This is a genomic window from Vibrio aquaticus (assembly GCF_003970385.1).
In the GTDB taxonomy this organism is placed as follows: domain Bacteria; phylum Pseudomonadota; class Gammaproteobacteria; order Enterobacterales; family Vibrionaceae; genus Vibrio; species Vibrio aquaticus.
Genome location: NZ_RXZH01000009.1, coordinates 37,093 through 55,401 on the forward strand (window position 1 = coordinate 37,093; position 18,309 = coordinate 55,401).

At 45.5% G+C, this 18,309-nt stretch carries 16 protein-coding genes; 13 read left to right on the top strand and 3 right to left on the bottom strand.

The window, feature by feature from the left end; genetic code table 11:
- Nucleotides 1–12: 12 nt before the first annotated feature.
- The 3 genes from uvrA to EJ063_RS16765 form a co-directional block, all read right to left on the bottom strand.
- Nucleotides 13–2,835: an excinuclease ABC subunit UvrA gene (gene uvrA, locus EJ063_RS16755; RefSeq protein ID WP_126575482.1), complete on the bottom strand. Its 2,823-nt coding sequence runs from the start codon at nucleotides 2,833–2,835 to the stop codon at nucleotides 13–15.
- 131 nt (nucleotides 2,836–2,966) lie between these two features.
- Entirely contained in the window at nucleotides 2,967–3,842 is an 876-nt protein-coding gene (galU, locus tag EJ063_RS16760) for a UTP--glucose-1-phosphate uridylyltransferase GalU (RefSeq protein ID WP_126575483.1), read from the bottom strand.
- Between the two features lie 118 nt (nucleotides 3,843–3,960).
- Complete coding sequence (locus EJ063_RS16765) at nucleotides 3,961–4,614, bottom strand: LuxR C-terminal-related transcriptional regulator (RefSeq protein ID WP_126575484.1); 654 nt, start codon at nucleotides 4,612–4,614, stop codon at nucleotides 3,961–3,963.
- A 284-nt stretch (nucleotides 4,615–4,898) separates the two neighbouring features.
- Between EJ063_RS16765 and EJ063_RS16770 the strand changes: the two genes are divergently transcribed.
- The 13 genes from EJ063_RS16770 (at nucleotide 4,899) to EJ063_RS16830 (ending at nucleotide 18,245) form a co-directional block, all read left to right on the top strand.
- Nucleotides 4,899–5,444, top strand: coding sequence for a single-stranded DNA-binding protein (locus EJ063_RS16770; RefSeq protein WP_126575485.1), 546 nt, complete (start codon nucleotides 4,899–4,901; stop codon nucleotides 5,442–5,444).
- Nucleotides 5,445–5,670: 226 nt separating this feature from the next.
- Complete coding sequence (gene csrD / locus EJ063_RS16775) at nucleotides 5,671–7,680, top strand: RNase E specificity factor CsrD (RefSeq protein WP_126575486.1); 2,010 nt, start codon at nucleotides 5,671–5,673, stop codon at nucleotides 7,678–7,680.
- 7 nt (nucleotides 7,681–7,687) lie between these two features.
- Nucleotides 7,688–9,127, top strand: a complete 1,440-nt coding sequence (locus EJ063_RS16780) for an MSHA biogenesis protein MshI (RefSeq protein ID WP_126575487.1) — start codon at nucleotides 7,688–7,690, stop codon at nucleotides 9,125–9,127.
- Nucleotides 9,127–9,777, top strand: coding sequence for a type II secretion system protein GspM (locus EJ063_RS16785; RefSeq protein ID WP_126575488.1), 651 nt, complete (start codon nucleotides 9,127–9,129; stop codon nucleotides 9,775–9,777). The genes EJ063_RS16780 and EJ063_RS16785 overlap by 1 nt, the downstream gene beginning before the upstream one ends.
- Entirely contained in the window at nucleotides 9,770–10,096 is a 327-nt protein-coding gene (locus EJ063_RS16790; RefSeq protein WP_439333292.1) for an MSHA biogenesis protein MshK, read from the top strand. The genes EJ063_RS16785 and EJ063_RS16790 overlap by 8 nt, the downstream gene beginning before the upstream one ends.
- 14 nt (nucleotides 10,097–10,110) lie before the next feature.
- Nucleotides 10,111–11,751, top strand: a complete 1,641-nt coding sequence (gene mshL, locus EJ063_RS16795) for a pilus (MSHA type) biogenesis protein MshL (protein ID WP_126575489.1) — start codon at nucleotides 10,111–10,113, stop codon at nucleotides 11,749–11,751.
- A gap of 2 nt (nucleotides 11,752–11,753) precedes the next feature.
- Entirely contained in the window at nucleotides 11,754–12,593 is an 840-nt protein-coding gene (locus tag EJ063_RS16800; protein WP_126575490.1) for an ExeA family protein, read from the top strand.
- A 3-nt stretch (nucleotides 12,594–12,596) separates the two neighbouring features.
- Nucleotides 12,597–13,694 (top strand): tetratricopeptide repeat protein, encoded by a 1,098-nt coding sequence (locus EJ063_RS16805; protein WP_126575491.1) that lies wholly within the window; start codon nucleotides 12,597–12,599, stop codon nucleotides 13,692–13,694.
- On the top strand, nucleotides 13,684–15,408 hold the full coding sequence (mshE, locus tag EJ063_RS16810; RefSeq protein WP_126575492.1) for an MSHA fimbrial ATPase MshE: 1,725 nt from the start codon (nucleotides 13,684–13,686) through the stop codon (nucleotides 15,406–15,408). Before EJ063_RS16805 ends, mshE begins: the two co-directional genes overlap by 11 nt.
- Before the next feature lie 8 nt (nucleotides 15,409–15,416).
- Nucleotides 15,417–16,637 (top strand): type II secretion system F family protein, encoded by a 1,221-nt coding sequence (locus tag EJ063_RS16815; RefSeq protein WP_126575493.1) that lies wholly within the window; start codon nucleotides 15,417–15,419, stop codon nucleotides 16,635–16,637.
- Complete coding sequence (locus EJ063_RS16820; RefSeq protein WP_126575494.1) at nucleotides 16,621–17,100, top strand: MSHA biogenesis protein MshF; 480 nt, start codon at nucleotides 16,621–16,623, stop codon at nucleotides 17,098–17,100. The genes EJ063_RS16815 and EJ063_RS16820 overlap by 17 nt, the downstream gene beginning before the upstream one ends.
- Before the next feature lie 79 nt (nucleotides 17,101–17,179).
- Complete coding sequence (locus tag EJ063_RS16825) at nucleotides 17,180–17,746, top strand: prepilin-type N-terminal cleavage/methylation domain-containing protein (protein ID WP_126575495.1); 567 nt, start codon at nucleotides 17,180–17,182, stop codon at nucleotides 17,744–17,746.
- 34 nt (nucleotides 17,747–17,780) lie between these two features.
- On the top strand, nucleotides 17,781–18,245 hold the full coding sequence (locus tag EJ063_RS16830; protein ID WP_126575496.1) for a prepilin-type N-terminal cleavage/methylation domain-containing protein: 465 nt from the start codon (nucleotides 17,781–17,783) through the stop codon (nucleotides 18,243–18,245).
- Nucleotides 18,246–18,309 lie beyond the last annotated feature (64 nt).

Genomic DNA, 18,309 nt, shown 5'->3' on the forward strand with positions numbered 1-18,309 from the left:
TACAATTAATCGCTATTTTAACATAGGCTTAAGGAACCTTGCGGTGTGTGACCCTTCGACTTGCGCCACATCTTCTGGTGTGCCTGTTGCAATGATTTCACCGCCACCTTGGCCGCCTTCCGGGCCTAAGTCGATAATCCAGTCTGCCGTTTTAATCACATCCAGGTTGTGCTCGATAACAACGACCGTATTACCATGGTCGCGCAGTCGGTGCAGAACAGTTAAAAGCTGCTGAATATCATGGAAGTGCAAACCCGTGGTAGGTTCATCCAGAATGTAGAGTGTTTTTCCGGTATCGCGTTTAGAGAGTTCTCTTGCCAGTTTAACACGTTGCGCTTCACCGCCGGATAGCGTTGTCGCCGCCTGGCCCAAGCGAATGTAAGACAGTCCGACATCAATTAAGGTCTGCAATTTACGCGCAATGACTGGAACAGGGTCGAAGAAAGCACGAGCATCTTCTACGGTCATCTCCAAGGCTTCATCAATCGTCTTTCCTTTGTAGCGAACTTCTAATGTCTCTCGGTTATAGCGTTTGCCTTTACATACGTCACAAGGGACATAAACATCGGGTAAAAAGTGCATTTCGACTTTGATAACACCATCACCCTGACAAGCTTCACAACGACCGCCTCGAACATTGAAGCTAAAACGTCCCGGTTTGTAACCTCGGGAGCGGGCCTCTTGGGTTCCTGCAAAGAGTTCTCGAATTGGCGTAAAGATCCCCGTATAAGTGGCAGGGTTGGAACGAGGAGTACGGCCAATTGGGCTTTGATCAATGTCGATGACTTTATCGAAATGCTCAAGTCCTTTGATCTTCTTGTAAGGTGCCGGTGTAGCCGTAGTTGCGCCATTAAGCTGTGTATGAGCAATCTTGAAGAAGGTGTCATTGATCAGGGTTGATTTGCCAGAGCCAGACACGCCCGTAATACAGCTAAATAGACCGACAGGGATCTCTAGAGTGACATCTTTTAGGTTATTGCCTGTCGCGCCAACCAGTTCGACAACTTTTTTCTTGTCCCGTTTAGTGCGCTCTTTAGGGATGGCAATTTCCTTTTTACCACTGAGGTACTGACCGGTGAGTGAATTCGGGTTAGTAACGATGTCGGCCATAGTCCCTTCAGCTACAACATTGCCGCCGTGTACACCCGCACCAGGACCAATATCTATCACGTGATCAGCCATGCGAATGGCATCTTCATCATGCTCAACAACCAGAACCGTATTACCTAAGTCACGAAGGTGCGTTAGGGTTTTAAGCAAGCGTTCGTTGTCGCGTTGATGTAGACCAATCGAAGGTTCATCCAGTACATACATAACACCAACGAGGCCGGCACCAATTTGGCTCGCTAAACGAATACGTTGTGCTTCACCACCGGACAGCGTTTCAGCGCTGCGTGATAGGTTGAGATAGTTAAGGCCAACATTGACTAAGAATTGCAGTCGGTCATTGATCTCTTTCATGACTTTCTCGGCGATTTGAGCACGCTGCCCTTCAAGGTGAAGCGATGCAAAAAAAGCCAGAGCATCTGCAATACTGAGCTCAACAATTTCAGGTAGGGTCGTTTCGCCAATAAACACATTTCGTGCTTCTAAACGTAGGCGACTGCCATCACAGCTTGAACAGGTTTTGGTAGAGATGTATTTGGCAAGGTCTTCTCGTACTGAGCTAGATTCGGTATCACGATAGCGGCGCTCTAAGGTATTCAGGATCCCCTCAAACGGATGACGTTTTACGCGAATATCACCACGATCGTTGATGTAATTAAACTCTATTTCAGTGCGTCCTGATCCTTTAAGGATGATGTCACGGGTTTTCTTCGGTAGTGAGTTGAATGGTGCCGTGAGATCGAAACCATAGTGATTGGCTAAAGAAGTCAGCATTTGGAAATAGTAATAGTTTTTCTGATCCCAACCGCGAATGGCACCTTCGGCTAGGCTGAGTGAATCATCGACGATCACTCGATCAGGATCAAAGTATTGCTGGACACCCAAACCATCACAGGTACCGCAGGCACCCGCAGGGTTGTTAAACGAGAACAATCTAGGTTCAAGTTCTTGCATGCTGTAGCCACATTTAGGGCAGGCAAAGTTGGCTGAGAAGATGATCTCTTCTCCATCTCCTTCCATGGGCGCTACAACGGCAATGCCACCAGAGAGCTCTAGCGTGGTTTCAAATGATTCTGCTAAACGTTGTTGTAAGTCATTGCGTACCTTGAAACGATCGACAACGACTTCAATCGTATGCTTCTTATGTAGCTCTAGTGTTGGAGGATCGGAAAGATCGCAGGTTTCGCCATCGATACGAGCACGAATAAAGCCTTGTGCAGCCAGGTTCTCTAGCGTCTTAACATGCTCACCTTTGCGCTCTTTAACAATCGGCGCAAGTAACATCATTTTAGAGCCTTCAGGTAACTCTAATACTTTGTCGACCATTTGAGAGACAGTTTGCGCAGCGAGAGGAGTGTGATGATCTGGACAGCGAGGCTCACCGACACGAGCATAAAGCAGACGAAGATAATCATAAACTTCGGTTATGGTGCCAACGGTAGAACGAGGGTTATGAGAGGTGGATTTTTGCTCGATGGAAATTGCGGGTGATAGACCTTCAATATGGTCAACATCCGGCTTTTCCATCAAAGATAAAAACTGACGTGCATAAGCGGATAAGGATTCAACGTAACGGCGTTGGCCTTCTGCATATAAAGTATCAAATGCGAGCGAAGATTTACCTGAACCAGATAAACCTGTAATGACGGTAAGTTTATCGCGAGGAATGGTTACATTAATATTCTTCAGGTTATGGGTACGGGCACCGCGGACTTCAATTTGATCCATTATCATCACTCTATGCAAAAATAAGTGGGCTAAGTATTACATAGTGTGAGAAATGTGCAAAGAAAATACTGGATAAAAAAACAGTAAAGGCAACTATTGTAGTCGCCTTTATCTTTGAAAGAAGTCCGTGGTTATACGTCTTCTTTAGTGGTCTTCTGCTTGCCTAATTCTGACGTTTTGGTGTCTTTTAGGTACAAGTTTTCAAAGCAGTAGTTGGTTGCTTCGATGTAACCTTCTACGCTACCACAGTCGAAACGTTGGCCTTTAAATTTGTATGCTAATACACAGCCCGCTTTTGCCTGCTTAAGTAGTGCATCAGTGATTTGAATCTCACCGCCTTTGCCTGGCTCGGTATTTTCAATCAGCTCAAAAATATCTGGAGTCAGAATGTAACGGCCAATGATAGCTAGGTTGCTTGGTGCTGTGCCAGGTTCTGGTTTCTCAACCATGTCATCAACGCGGAAGATATCGTCCTTGATCATTTCACCAGAAATCACACCGTACTTGTGTGTTTCATCTTCTGGTACTTCTTGAACCGCAACAATGGAACAGCGGAACTGTTTGAACAAGGTGACCATTTGCGCTAGCACACCTTCCTGTTCGTTGACACAAAGGTCATCAGCTAGGACTACAGCAAAAGGTTCGTCACCGACTAACTCTTTGCCTGTTAAAATAGCGTGGCCTAAGCCTTTCATCTCACGTTGACGAATATAAGTGAAGTTCGCTGACTCGATGATGTCACGAATATCAACCAATAGCGCTTCTTTGTTTGTACCGTTGATCTGGTGTTCTAGTTCGTAGTTCTTATCAAAGTGGTCCATGATGGAGTGCTTGCCACGACCTGTAACGATGCACATACCATCCATGCCTGCTTGAATGGCTTCTTCTACACCGTACTCAATCAGTGGTTTGTTCACCACTGGCATCATTTCTTTTGGCATTGACTTGGTGGCAGGAAGGAAACGAGTACCGTAACCAGCGGCTGGAAAGAGGCACTTTTTGATCATGATAAAAACCCTTTAACTTTTTATATTAATCCGAATTGGCGCAACAATATCATGATTCGTATGAATAGATAATGAATACGCCAACACGAAAAACAAAAATTAGCGCTCTGTTAAATAGTTAAGACAAAGGTCTCATGTGTTGCTTCGCCCATGCGGCCGCTTGCACACGATTTTTAACACACAGTTTCTTAAAGACTTTTTGCAGATGTGATTTTACGGTGAACTCACTGATGAACATATCTTCAGCAATTTGAGTATTGGAAGACCCGTGCATAAGGCAGCGTAAAATTTGTAACTCGCGAGTCGTTAGATCAACGGTAGCCGGTGCTGTGTGTGTATCAACAACATTTCGATAATGAAAAAGAAGTTGAGCAACCACTTTCCTTGGGAGCCAATTCTCACCATTAATAATCGCTTCACATCCTTTAGCCAGAACTTCGATGTCATCTTCTTGATAGAAAAGCCCTTTCAAGTGACCAAATGAAAGCAGTTCGTCTGTCGTTAATCGGTGAGTAAGATTAATGATGATGGTTTCGAAAGCTTTATCGGCCAGAGGCAAATCTCGAATCTGACTTTTGATCTTTAAGTAGTCTTGATGATCAATCATTAAGATTCGGTGTTTGTGTTGTTGTAGCGCCAACATGAGGTCATCAGTCACGATACGTGGAATCGGTAAATCGATCTGTTTCTCTAGTTGATCAACGATGGGGTAGTGAGCATTAACATCGTCACACAAAAAGTAAATGGTTCTGGTGTATTGATTTTTAGCCATAATTTCCTCGCCTACGAACGTGTTTTGTTTTTTATCAGAGTGAAGCAAGAGTGCGGCGAGTGCGAATTGCGGTTAGGAGTTTGCGTTTAAATTCATGGCAAATGGTAACTAATGAATTACTCAGATGAGCCATTATTTGAACGGCTTCTAAAAACACATTTTGTATAATATTGTTAGTTGAGAGAACAGGACATTGTTGGTAGTAGGATTTGTACCAAACGTAAAGCGTGTTATCCTATTGCGCTATTTATTCTATCAACACCTAATTTTGGACGGAGCGAAACATGGCTAGCCGTGGAGTAAACAAAGTAATCTTAGTCGGAAACCTGGGTTCTGACCCAGAAATACGTTACATGCCAAGCGGCGGAGCTGTGGCAAATATCACCATCGCAACGTCTGAATCTTGGCGTGATAAGGCCACGGGTGAGCAACGTGAAAAAACGGAATGGCACCGTGTTGCGCTATTTGGCAAACTTGCGGAAGTGGCTGGTGAGTACCTACGTAAAGGCTCACAAGTTTATGTTGAAGGCCAACTTCAGACTCGCAAATGGCAAGATCAAAGTGGCCAAGACCGTTACACGACAGAAGTGGTTGTTCAAGGCTTTAATGGTGTGATGCAAATGTTGGGTGGTCGTGCTCAAGGTGGCGCTCCTAGTCAAGGTATGGGCCAGTCTCAACCTCAACAAGGTGGTTGGGGACAGCCTCAGCAACCAATGCAGCATCAACCTGCTCAGCAGCAACAGCAGCAGCAACCTCAATCACAACCACAGCAGGCTCAACCTCAGTACAATGAGCCACCGATGGATTTTGATGACGATATCCCATTCTAAGTATCTGTTATTGAAAAAAAGCCGCGTATATCGCGGCTTTTTTATATAGTAGATAAAGCGGCTGACAGCGAAGGATGTATGGGCTTACTCTATTATTTATAGAAAATGGTGCTTACAGCGGTGGTATTTATATGCTGCTTATTTAATCGAATTAATAGCAAAATTAACACTTATGGGTTACCATTCTGATAAATGTGTTACCTGTAAAGAAAAAGGACTTTCACTTATGAGGTACACACCTACCTTAAAGCTGAGCACTCGACTCGTTGCGTTTGTGACTATGATTGTCATTAGTGCGATGTTTATCCTGTTTTTAGGTGGGACACTCTCTTTTAAACGATTGGGGCAAGAGTACCTTGACCACTCATTGAAAGGCATAGTGGAAGTTGTTGATAAAGAAATGGAAGATCCAGATGCTGCGTATTCATTGCAGCGTTGGATGCCGAAAATGCTCCAAGCCTCGAACATTGTCGAGATGGAACTGCTCTCCACTTATGGTGTGATATACCGTTTCAAAGACACGTCTTCAAAAATAGACCCATCGCTACTGTATAACATTGAGTTCCAACTGGAGCGAAATGACGGTTACAGCCTTAGGTTTAAAGCCGTACCGCCGTATATTGGCTATGGCTACTCAATGCAAGCCCTTTGGTCAATTACGTTAGCCGTTGGTCTGATTGTGTTTTGCTTGATGCGTGGCCTTAAATGGTTGAAAGAGCAACTATACGGCTCTGAGCTGCTTGAAGAGCGAGGGCGAATGATTCTCGCAGGGCGAGTGGAAGAGTATGCCAAAGGCGATCTTAAAGAATGGCCGTATACAGCCAGTGAAGCCCTCGACCGCTTGATTGAAGAGTTGCAGGATGCGAGGCAAGAGCGCAGCCGCTTCGACACCTTTATTCGGACTCAAACTTTCCTTGATCAATTGACCGGTACCGCTAACCGCGTGTTGTTTGATAGTAAGCTAGAATCAGCATTATCTGAGCATGGCTCTCATGGTGGTGTCTTGTTATTGAGAGTGGATGATTGGCAGGACATCGAAGAAGAGTTGGGTAAGCAGGTTGCCAATGACTTTATTGTCGAAGTGGGTGAAGGGCTGAATAATGTTATTCAACGTTTCCCAGAGGTGATTCTGTCTCGATACTATCAGTCTGACTTTGCCATCTTTGCTCCGAACCTTTCAAGTAAAGAAATAGCGAACATTGCCGTGCAGTGCTTAAAGCAATTAGCTAAGTTACAGCCACCACAGCCTTTGTCATTAGACGACTGGGTCCATATTGGTGTCAGCATGTACCGTGAAGGGGAAAGTCCGACTCGTATTATTGATGAGGCGGAAACGGCGTTGAAAAGTGCTCAGCTGCAACGCAATAACACTTGGAGCCGCTTCCAGAAACATGTTTCTCAGATTGAGGAACGAGGCAGCGTACGTTGGCGTACTCTATTTGATATCGCTCTTAAACCAGACATGCTTTATGTCTTTAGTCAGCCTTGTTACTTGCTAGACAGTAAGCAAGATAAGCAGGTGGACCATTTAGAATTGTTTGCACGTATCAACGATCCAGAAAAGGGCGTGATAAAAGCATCGAGATTTAATTCAGCCATTGAATCAGTTGGTTATGAAAGCGTGCTGGATAAGGCTGCAGTTACCGCAATTGTTAACTATTTAAAAGATTCTGATGAATCAGAGAGTTACTCTATTAACCTGCATGTGATACCTTTCGCTGATCGAGACTATTTCAAATGGTTTAGAGATGAGTTATTGCAAGTTTCTTCGGAGCTACGCAGTAAACTTATCTTTGAGTTTACTGAAGCAAAAGTGGTTCAGCATTTAGATTACATGCGCCCTGTGATCAAAATGATAGCAGGCGTAGGCTGTCAAGTAGCCATTGGCCAGGCAGGACGCTCGATCGTTAGTACGCACTATTTGAAAGAACTGCCTGTTAGCTTCCTTAAACTGCATCGCAGCTTAGTGAAAAAAATTGAACAGCGTCATGAGAACCAGCTGTTTGTGCGCAGTTTGCTGGGGGCGTGTGCAGGGCTGACGACTCGAGTTATTGCTGTCGGGGTCGATAATAAACAAGAATATAGAACGATCCTTGAACTCGGTGTACACGGCATTCAAGGGCGTTATTTGGCCGAGGAGCAACAATTGTTACCTAAGCCAAGTAGTAAGCAGAGTGTCGCGCCAATGACGAGTAAAATTCAAGTTGGTCGACGTAATCGCTGGCGGAAAACATAGAAATTTAATGAATATTCAATCACTGATCGGAAAGTTCAAAACTAATAAGCAGACGGCGGCCTCTCTAGGGGTTGTCGTGCAGCCTAGTGCGTTGTTTTTCTCAGCAACGAGTGGAACAGAGCTTCCACAGCATGTGACATTCGACAATGTCTCCTGGCAAGAAGCGCTGATAAAAGTATTGCGAGAGAATAACGTAACGGATCTCTCCCTGAACATCGTGCTGCATTCCAACTTATATCAAACGTACCAGATTGAGCAGCCCAACCTTCCTGACGAAGAGCTGTCTAGTGCGTTGCCTTTCTTATTGAAAGATCTGATTGCCGAACGCGTTACCGATATCGTCGCGGATTCAATCGCCTTGCCTATGGGCAATAAACGTCAAGTCTATGTCGTTCAACGTGCGTTAATTAAGGAGCTCTATAGCGCGCTTCAGAAGATCAATATCGAGTTGAATCAGGTGCTTGTCGAGGATGAAGTCTGGGGGCATAGCGCAGGTGAGCTGGCTAATTTCTTACTTCTCCAACGCAGTAAGCGAGGTCAATTTAAAGTCAGTGCATTTGTTAACTCTCAATGTGCATTTCAGCGAACCATTCGTGGTGTGACACCGCCACTGACAGGCGTTGCTGCGAGTGTTTTACAGCTTGATGGCATTGCACTCGAGCTACAACGTTCGGTTGACTATCTCTCATCTCAGTTAAGAGGCACGTCTTTACATCAAATGCAGGTCTGCTGTGATGAAGAAGACCAGCAAGAGATTGCCCAAGCTTTAAGTGAAAGGCTGAGCGTCAAAGTTTCTGCTTTAACAGAGTCAAATCAAGAGTCGGGCCACGTTTTGGCTGCTGTACTGGGCGTGATGGGTGAGGCGCAAGTCAACCTATTTCCTGCCGATATTAAGCCTAAAAAAAATCACTTTTCATTACAGAATGTCGTGGCGGGTTGGGCAGTGGTCGCTGTGACTCTATTGCTTTCTGCTGGCTACTTACACTATCAAAAGAGCCAGCTTACTGAAGATCTTCAATTGGTTCGCTCTCAAGAGTCAGAGTTCAGGCAGCAGGTCGCGAGCTTGAATGAACGATTAAAAGAACATAAGCCAACAGCGGCGAAAGTGGCTGCGGTAGCACGATTGAAATTGGAGATTGAAGCAAAAACCAATTCTCTTGACGCGGTCGGTGAGTTTGATGAGTCACAGCAACTGGGCTATTCAGGCATTATGCGCTCGCTAGCCGAATTAGGCCGAAACGATATTTCATTGAGTTCTATTCATATAGACGCTACACGCCTAGATTTACAAGGGTTAGCGAGAGAAGCGAAGGCGATTCCAAATTGGGTAAACCAGTTTAAACATGAACTGAATTTAGTCGGTCGTACTTTCGAAAAGCTAAAGATTGGCCGTAACGAGCAAGATATTATTGTGTTTGAGCTGAAAACAAAGCGGGAGAAGAAGTGATGCAGCGCTATTGGCAGCAGTGGAGCGACAAATTCACACAAATGAGCCCTCGCGAGAAATGGCTCATTACTCTTTGTGGTTTTGTCACTCTTGCTTTGGGCTTGTTTACCCTTGTCGTAGAGCCTGTGATGAAGAGCAATCAAGTGCTTGAAAAGCAAGTGCAAAGTTCAAAGAGTAATGCTCAGCGTTTGGAAGCAGACATCCTAGTGATGACCGCCAAACTGCAGAAAGATCCTGACCAAGACCTAAACTTAGAATACAAACGTCTGATGACAGAAAGTCAGGCGCTTTCGCAGCAGCTAGCAGAAATTGTTGAGAACTTGATTGCTCCAAGCGAGATGGCGCAACTATTGGAAGAGGTTCTAGCGGGTTCAAAAGGGCTACATTTGGTTTCTTTAGAGTCGATGGCAGCAGAGCCTATCATTAGTCACAGCGCTAATCAGTCTGCATCAAGTTACTATGTTCATCCTGTTAGGCTTGAGATGACGGGGAATTACTTTTCTATCGTGAGTTATTTAGAAGCATTGGAAAGTTTGCCCGTGAAGTACTATTGGCGCACTTTTCAATATTCAGTTGAAGAGTATCCAGCGGCGCGTCTAGTGCTTGAAGTGTATACCCTTGGAACGAGACAGGAGTTTATCGGTGGCTAAAACATGGCTGATGGCGTTGTTGGTCGTTGCAGTAACGAACGTTTGGGCATCTCAAGATCCCACAGCACCTTTGGGCTGGGAAAAACCAAAGCAAGTGATAACTAAACCGAAAGCAGTGAAAAGGCCCTTGCCCTCTCTACAGAGTATCGTCTGCAACGAGCAAAAGGACTGTCGCGCTATTCTCAGTGGTCAGGTCGTCCTACCTGGAGAGAGTGTCAGTGGTTATCGAGTCAATAAGATTGATCCAGAATTTGTCACCTTATCCCGCAGTGGTAAGCAGTGGAAACTGGAACTTTTTAAATTAGATGTAAAACAGTAAGGTCAGTGGAATATATGCGTAAACTCGCTATAGCAATTACGGTAACATCATTGTTAGCTGGTTGTTCAATGGGGCATCGAGATCCTGTTGAAGCCAAAAGTGCGCTCAACCAAGCGATCAATGAAAATAACAGTCGCAGTTTAGAAACGTTACCTGCTTCAGTAGAAGCTGACCTTATGCCAGAGCTAGGTGGCGATGATCTTGGCTCGCCACAAACGGTCAAAAGGTTTCGAGTTCAAGCAAACAAGGTTGATGCAAAAGCCTTTTTTGCAAGCTTAGTAAAAGGCACACAGTTCAGCGTGGCGATTCACCCACAAGTGAGTGGTTCCATTACCGCAAACTTAACGGATGTGTCTCTCGATGAAGTGTTATCGGTTGTACAAGATATGTATGGCTATGAAATTGCTAAAACCGGTAATGTGATTCAGGTTTATCCTGCTGGCCTTCGTACTGTCACCATTCCTGTTGATTACCTTCAATTTAAGCGCGTAGGCCGCTCGTTAACTTCTATTTCGACAGGAACGATTACAAACAGTGACAGCGATTCATCAAGCTCGTCATCATCATCATCGTCTTCTAATTCTTCATCTAACTCATCATCAAGCTCTAGCGGCAGCGCCAAAGGTGGTACTGAGATTGAAACCACCAATGAAAGTGATTTCTGGCCTCAGTTAGAAGTCGCAGTCGCGCAGTTGATTGGCTCAGGCAAAGGCCAGAGTGTGGTCGTGACGCCTCAAGCGAGTGTGATTACAGTTCGTGCCTACCCAGATGAGATTCGCCAAGTTCGTGAGTTCTTAGGCATCTCTCAGCAACGTATGCATCGTCAGGTGATCTTAGAAGCCAAAATTCTAGAGGTGACACTGAGTGACGGTTACCAACAAGGTATTAACTGGTCGAACATGTCGTTTGGTAATGGTGATGTTGTCATTAATCGACTTGGCGATGCGGCGACAGCTGGACTTGCAGGTTTAGATCCTATTGGTAGTTTATTAGGTGGGCAAACCAATGTGACGATTTCTGATGGTAGCTTTGAAGCTGTATTGAGCTTTATGGCCACCCAAGGCGATCTTAATGTCCTTTCTAGCCCGCGTGTAACGGCTTCAAACAATCAAAAAGCGGTCATCAAAGTCGGTACTGATGAGTACTACGTGACGGATCTTTCTAGTGTCGTTGGCAGCGGTGATAACTCTGAGCCTTCACCTGAAGTCGAATTAACCCCATTCTTCTCGGGTATTTCACTGGATGTTACCCCTCAAATCGATGACCAAGGTAATGTGTTGCTGCACGTCCACCCAGCGGTGATTGAAGTTGATGAGCAAGTAAAAGAAATTGGTTACGGTAACACCAGTATCACCTTACCACTTGCTCGCAGCTCTATCCGTGAATCGGACTCTGTGATTCGTGCCCAAGACGGTGACGTGGTAGTTATCGGCGGACTGATGAAGTCCAACACCATCGACCAAGTTTCAAAAGTGCCTTTCCTTGGTGATGTGCCAGCACTTGGTCATCTGTTCCGCAATACCAGCCAATTGACTCAGAAAACGGAATTGGTGATCTTGCTGAAACCTTCGGTGGTTGGTGTGAACACTTGGCAGAAAGAGCTAGAACGATCTCGTGATCTTCTGCAAGAGTGGTTCCCTGAAGAGCAACAATAACCATGTATCTCGACCATTTTGGACTTGAGGCGCTTCCTTTTCATTTGACCCCAGATACTGAACTGTTTCTGGGGTTAGCTCCCCACTATGAAGCGATTCAAACGGTGAATGCTGCTTTAGAAATGGGGGAAGGGTTGATCAAAGTGACCGGAGAGGTTGGGACAGGAAAAACAATGATTTGTCGTGTCATGGCAAAACATTTCAAACCTAATATTCAGCTGGTGTTTTTGCCTAATCCCGCTCTCGATGGTGACCAATTGAGAGTGGCGGTTGCCAAAGAATTAGGCATAGAACATTTTGATGCCAGCTCGATTGTTGAAGACATTCAGCGACGTTTGATTGAACTGGCAAAACTTGATCGCCAAGTTGTGGTGCTGGTGGATGAAGCGCAGGCTCTGAGTGATGACGCGCTAGAGGTGTTGCGATTGTTTGGCAACCTTGAAACGGAGCAAGCCAAGCTGCTGCAAATCGTCCTGTTTGGTCAACCTGAGCTGGATGAGCGTTTAGCGCAATATCATTTAAGACAATTGCGCCAGCGTATCACTTTTAGTGCTGAACTCAGAGGGTTGACTCTTGATGAAACCGTGGCGTATATCAATAGCCGTTTAGAGAAATCCGGTGGTCAAGAGAGCTTACTCTCACTGAGTCAAAAAAAAGCGGTCTGGCGAGCAAGTAAAGGTTTCCCTAGATTGATCAATCAAATTTGTCATAAGGCTTTGGTGATCGCATGCAGTCAGAGCTGTGAACAGGTCACTAATAAAGCGCTGTTTGATGCAATGCACGATACTTACGACAGTTGTAAACCGAAATTTAAGAGCCCGCTATTGTGGGGGTGGAGTTAAACCATGAGTGCGATGAACAGTGCGCTTTCTGAATTAGCCAAAGAAAAATCCAGTTCTGCGAACGGCATATCGCGGGCAGAAGTCGCTCCAGTGAAACAACGCGCGGTATTACCTTGGGTTGTCGGTAGTTTTGGTTTAAGCCTAGCTGTTGGCGGCTGGGCGATTTCACAACAAGCGCCTTACAGTGAACTAGAGCAAGCCGCTCAGTACTCAACGCAGATCGAGCCTTCATTCGACATAGCCTCACCGACAACAAAAGTGGTCACGATGGAGCAACCGCTTTATCACGTTGCTCAGTTAGAGGCTGATGTTGATGGCGTTCCTGACGAGGTAACTCAACCTCAATCATTTACGGCATCTCCAAGTCATGCCTCTCACCCAGTGGCTGAACCTCAAAAATCAACGGATTCAAAACCTGTGCTTATCGCAAAGGTGGATACTGTGCCTAAGCAAGAGCTACCTCAACCTGTGAACGTTGGTGAAGTGGTGATCAAACAGGTCGAGCTGACGCCTCAGCAGCTTTCTGAAAAAGCGCAAGAACGCGCCAAAAAAGCCTTAGACAGCAACAATCTAGCGCAAGCATTGAAAAATTATAATGAAGCGCTTCGCTATACCCCTTCTGACAGTAGCGTGCGTCAGCGCCTTTCAGCCCTCTATTATGGTAAAGGTGAAGTTCGAAAAGCGGCAGAAATCCTGCAAAAAGGTATCGCTCTAGAACCTGATAATGCCAGCTTACGTCTTTCTTTCGCCAAGATGTTAATGAAAGAGAATCAAGGAGCAGCAGCCTTGACGGTATTGAGCGTGTTGCCAAATTCAGCCTCCATTGAATACGTCTCTCTGCGTGCCGCTTTGGCGCAGAAAAATAAGCAAGATGCGTTGGCACTAGAGAGCTATGAAATATTGACTACCCGAGAGCCTGAGAGTGGTCGTTGGTGGTTGGGTTTTGCCATTCAGCAAGAGCGAGCGTTTAACTTGGAGGGAGCAAAGCACTCCTACCAGCAGGCGTTGAATAAGTTTGGTCTATCGAACCAATCACAGCAATTTATTCGAGATCGACTGACGCTCATTAGTCAGTTAGAGGAACAACCTAGTGAAAATTAAACTAAGAAAGCGACTTGGTGACCTGTTAGTTGAAGAAGGAATCATCACTGAGCAGCAGGTTGAACAAGCTCTAATCGCGCAAAAAACAACGGGGACTAAACTCGGCGCAGCTTTGATTGACCTTGGTTTTTTGACCGAACATCAGATGCTGACATTCTTATCTCAGCAGTTAGATATTCCTTTAATTGACTTAAGTCGAGCAGATGTTGACGTAGAAGCTGTTCAGCTCCTGCCTGAGGTGCATGCACGTCGTTTGCGAGCGCTTGTTATCGGTCGTCAAATGGACACATTACGTGTCGCGATGAGTGATCCTGCCGATCTGTTTGCTCAAGAGGCTTTACTTGGCCAGCTAGGACAGTACGGTATTGAATTTGTCATCGCTCCGGAAAAGCAATTGGTTGAAGGCTTTGACCGTTACTATCGTCGAACGAAAGAGATCGCCTCTTTCGCCGAGCAGCTGCAAGCCGAACACCAAGTGACCGAAGCGTTTGATTTTAATATTGAAGGTGATGACAGTGAAGAAGTGACGGTCGTAAAGCTGATCAATTCACTGTTTGAAGATGCAATACAAGTTGGGGCGTCGGATATTCACATTGAACCCGATGCGAACGTGCTGCGCTTGCGTCAGCGTATTGATGGAGTGTTGCATGAAACCTTGCTGAATGAAGTCAATATTGCATCAGCTTTAGTGTTGCGCCTTAAGTTGATGGCCAACTTAGATATTTCAGAAAAACGCCTTCCACAGGACGGCCGCTTTAATATTCGTGCAAAAGGGCAATCGGTCGATATTCGTATGTCAACGCTACCGGTTCAGCATGGCGAATCGGTGGTAATGCGTCTTCTGAACCAATCATCGGGTGTGCGTAAGCTCGAAGCGTCAGGTATCCCAAACCACCTTCTAGAGCGTTTACGTCGTCAGTTAAAACGTCCTCATGGCATGATTCTCGTTACTGGCCCAACAGGTTCAGGTAAAACCACCACATTGTATGGCGCATTGAGCGAACTCAACGAACCAGGCAAGAAGATCATTACGGCCGAAGACCCAGTGGAATATCGTTTGCCAAGGATCAGTCAGGTACAGGTGAACCCGAAGATTGATTTAGATTTCTCTACGGTATTAAGGACCTTCCTTCGTCAAGACCCGGATATCATTCTTGTTGGTGAGATGCGTGACCAAGAAACGGTTGAAATTGGCTTGCGCGCAGCATTAACCGGTCACCTAGTCTTAAGTACGTTACACACCAATGACGCGGTGGATAGTGCGCTGCGTATGATGGACATGGGAGCGCCGGGTTACCTCGTCGCGAGTGCGGTTCGTGCGGTAGTGGCTCAGCGTCTTGTGCGTAAAGTCTGCCCTGATTGTAAAGCGCAAGACGAGCTCGATGAGTCTCGTAAGCAGTGGTTAGCACAGCGTTTTCCTAATCAGATAGGTAGTCAATTTGTGAAGGGGCGAGGTTGTCAAAACTGTAACCTTACAGGCTATCGCGGCCGTGTTGGTGTTTTTGAGTTACTTGAACTTGAGCAAGATATGATGGATATGCTTCGGGCAAATGATGCCGTGGGCTTCTCTCGTGTTGCTCGCCAATCTGAGAATTACAAGCCGCTGCTGGCATCAGCAATGGAACTGGCACTGCAAGGTGTAGTGAGCTTTAGCGAAGTGATGAGCTTAGGAGAGGGTGACTCTTCCGGCTCAGAACAGGCTATCTACATTTAGGGTCGATTATGCCAAATTTTCACTATCAGGGACGCAGCGCAGACGGGGCATCGGTTTCGGGGCAAGTTGATGCGCCGAATGAAGATGCTGTCATCGAGCAATTGATGAATAAAGGGATAATCCCGATCTCCATCAAAGTGGGGAGTGGAAAAAGCCTACTTGAGATCGATTTAAAAGAACTCTTTACGCCTGCGGTTCCTCTCGAAGTTTTAGTTATTTTCTGTCGTCAGTTATACAGTTTGACCAAAGCGGGTGTGCCATTATTGCGCTCGATGAAAGGTTTGAGCCAAAACAGCGCAAACAAGCAGATGCAAGAGGCACTCGAAGATGTGACTCAAGAGCTGACGAATGGTCGTAGCCTATCAAGCTCGATGCAAATGTTTCCTAAAGTCTTTAGTCCGTTGTTTGTGTCGATGATCCATGTTGGCGAAAACACCGGTCGTCTCGATGAAGCCTTGCTTCAACTTGCCAACTACTATGAACAAGAGGTTGAAACACGTAAGCGAATTAAAACCGCCATGCGCTACCCGACTTTTGTCATCAGTTTCATTTTGGTCGCAATGTTCATTCTCAACGTCAAGGTTATCCCACAGTTCTCTAGTATGTTTGCCCGTTTTGGTGTGGATCTCCCGCTGCCGACTCGGATTTTGATGGCAACCTCTGAGTTTTTTGTCAACTACTGGTTGATGATGGTCGGGATGATGGTGGGTGCTGCCTTTGGTTTTCGAGCTTGGTTGAATACGGCCAATGGACGAGAAAAGTGGGACAAGTTTCGTTTGCGAATGCCAGTGGTTGGAGAGTTAATTAACCGTGCTCAATTATCGCGCTTTTCACGTACGTTTGCTTTGATGTTAAAAGCGGGTGTGCCGCTCAACCAATCATTGGCTTTGTCTGCGGAAGCTTTGGGCAATAAGTTCCTAGAGAACCGATTAATGGAAATGAAGTCCTCTATTGAGGCCGGTGGAACCATATCATCGACCGCGATCAACAGTGGCGTTTTTACCCCACTTGTTATTCAAATGATCAGCGTGGGTGAAGAAACTGGACGAATCGATGAGCTCTTGTTGGAAGTGGCTGATTTCTATGACAGAGAAGTAGACTACGATCTAAAGACTCTAACGGCGCGTATTGAGCCAATTTTGTTGGTGATTGTTGCGGGTATGGTACTGATCTTAGCATTGGGTATTTTCTTGCCGATGTGGGGAATGTTGGATGCCATCAAAGGCTAGTCTTATTGCTAACCTTGAACGTTCGCGTTTGGTTATTTGGCTTCTGGTTGTGATTGTCTTAGTGATGAGCTTTTTGATTACGTGGCAAAATGTAGAACGAGAAGCCAACGATACAGCATTTTTGGTAGCGAGTAAGCGAGTCATTGAGCGTGCCAACTATTATAAACAACAGTGGCTTTTATCTGGGCAGCAAGCTCAAGTGGAATTGGATGGGGAAATAGTGCACTTTTCTCCATCAGGGTGGGTACTACCTGCGTCTCGCGAGCAGGAATATGACTGCTCGGCGTGGTTAGAGATGTTGTATCCCGATGAGGAAATCTTGGGTGATACGCCAATAGAAATTGAGAGTGATTTTATTAATTCCGAATATCAATGTCACTACTTATATAAACAGGATCGATTTATGTCTATCGGACTGATAGACAACAAGTTTTTTGTTAAAGTCGGTTTTTTGGCGAATTGATTTTTTGACGTATTGAGTAGTAGCGCAATTGTATATTTTCCGTATAATACGGTGTACTAAAAAGTGAGTGTTGATTATTATGTTTAACAAACAATCAGGTTTTTCATTAGTTGAGCTAGTGGTCGTGATCGTGGTAGTTGGGTTATTGGCCGTTGCTGCATTGCCTCGCTTTTTAGACGTGACCGATGAAGCGAAAAAAGCCAGCGTAGAAGGTGTTGCCGGCGGTTTTGCAACCGGCGTGCTATCAGCGCGAGCTCAGTGGGAAGCTGAAGCACGACCATCGGTGACGTTAAATGGCGTGACTCGCAATACTGTGAATTATGATGGTGTTGATTTTTGGTTAACCAGTTCAACGCAAAGCGGTGGTGATTTCCGTGATGGTTATCCTTACGCACTGAACAATGACAACAGCAGTTTTCCTACTAGTCTAACGGATACTGCGTGTATCGATCTGATGGAAAACTTATTACAGAATCCTCCTCGTGTTGGCACTGTTGCTGAAGCAGAGTCGGACTCGAATTTAAAATATTCTGCACAAGCTGATAATGGCGCTTCAACGTGTACTTATGTACAAAAAGAAGGTAACAGCGATCATCAGTTTGTCTATGAAATCGAAACTGGTCGTGTGACCGTAACGTTGCAGTAATTCTGCAAATATTAAACATAGAGAGAGTTAAACTATGAAAAGACAAGGCGGTTTCACCCTAATCGAACTAGTGGTGGTAATTGTTATTCTTGGTATTCTTGCAGTAACTGCAGCGCCACGTTTCCTTAACCTGCAAGATGATGCGCGTCAAGCTTCTCTTCAAGGCCTAAAAGGTGCAATTGATGGCGCTGCGGGTATTGTTTACGGCAAATCGGCAATTGAAGGCGAAGAGGCAATTAGTTCTGGTGTGGACGTTGAGGGTATTACTACCGCTTTTGGTTATCCTACAGCTAATGATGCTGGTATTGGTGCAGCAGTCGTTGGTCTGAGTGATGACTGGACAGTTGTAGCAAGCACCGCTGATACTAGTATCTCATACAGTTTCAACGGCACTGCTGTTGGCGCTACGGAATGTATCGTTACATACACCCAAGCAACGGGAACTACAGCTGATACGGCTGCTGGTGCCGAAGTTGTTTTAGGTAACGGTTGTAACTAATCGAATTTCTATATGATAAAGGCCAGCACTCGCTGGCCTTTTTGTTATCTAAATCTCGCCCAAA

What these genes read in the sequence shown, in the direction of transcription:
- uvrA (WP_126575482.1), bottom strand. Translation starts at nt 2,835, where the DNA reads ATGGATCAAATTGAAGTCCGCGGTGCCCGTACCCATAACCTGAAGAAT.
- galU (WP_126575483.1), bottom strand. Translation starts at nt 3,842, where the DNA reads ATGATCAAAAAGTGCCTCTTTCCAGCCGCTGGTTACGGTACTCGTTTC.
- EJ063_RS16765 (WP_126575484.1), bottom strand. Translation starts at nt 4,614, where the DNA reads ATGGCTAAAAATCAATACACCAGAACCATTTACTTTTTGTGTGACGAT.
- EJ063_RS16770 (WP_126575485.1), top strand. Translation starts at nt 4,899, where the DNA reads ATGGCTAGCCGTGGAGTAAACAAAGTAATCTTAGTCGGAAACCTGGGT.
- csrD (WP_126575486.1), top strand. Translation starts at nt 5,671, where the DNA reads ATGAGGTACACACCTACCTTAAAGCTGAGCACTCGACTCGTTGCGTTT.
- EJ063_RS16780 (WP_126575487.1), top strand. Translation starts at nt 7,688, where the DNA reads ATGAATATTCAATCACTGATCGGAAAGTTCAAAACTAATAAGCAGACG.
- EJ063_RS16785 (WP_126575488.1), top strand. Translation starts at nt 9,127, where the DNA reads ATGCAGCGCTATTGGCAGCAGTGGAGCGACAAATTCACACAAATGAGC.
- mshL (WP_126575489.1), top strand. Translation starts at nt 10,111, where the DNA reads ATGCGTAAACTCGCTATAGCAATTACGGTAACATCATTGTTAGCTGGT.
- EJ063_RS16800 (WP_126575490.1), top strand. Translation starts at nt 11,754, where the DNA reads ATGTATCTCGACCATTTTGGACTTGAGGCGCTTCCTTTTCATTTGACC.
- EJ063_RS16805 (WP_126575491.1), top strand. Translation starts at nt 12,597, where the DNA reads ATGAGTGCGATGAACAGTGCGCTTTCTGAATTAGCCAAAGAAAAATCC.
- EJ063_RS16815 (WP_126575493.1), top strand. Translation starts at nt 15,417, where the DNA reads ATGCCAAATTTTCACTATCAGGGACGCAGCGCAGACGGGGCATCGGTT.
- EJ063_RS16820 (WP_126575494.1), top strand. Translation starts at nt 16,621, where the DNA reads ATGCCATCAAAGGCTAGTCTTATTGCTAACCTTGAACGTTCGCGTTTG.
- EJ063_RS16825 (WP_126575495.1), top strand. Translation starts at nt 17,180, where the DNA reads ATGTTTAACAAACAATCAGGTTTTTCATTAGTTGAGCTAGTGGTCGTG.
- EJ063_RS16830 (WP_126575496.1), top strand. Translation starts at nt 17,781, where the DNA reads ATGAAAAGACAAGGCGGTTTCACCCTAATCGAACTAGTGGTGGTAATT.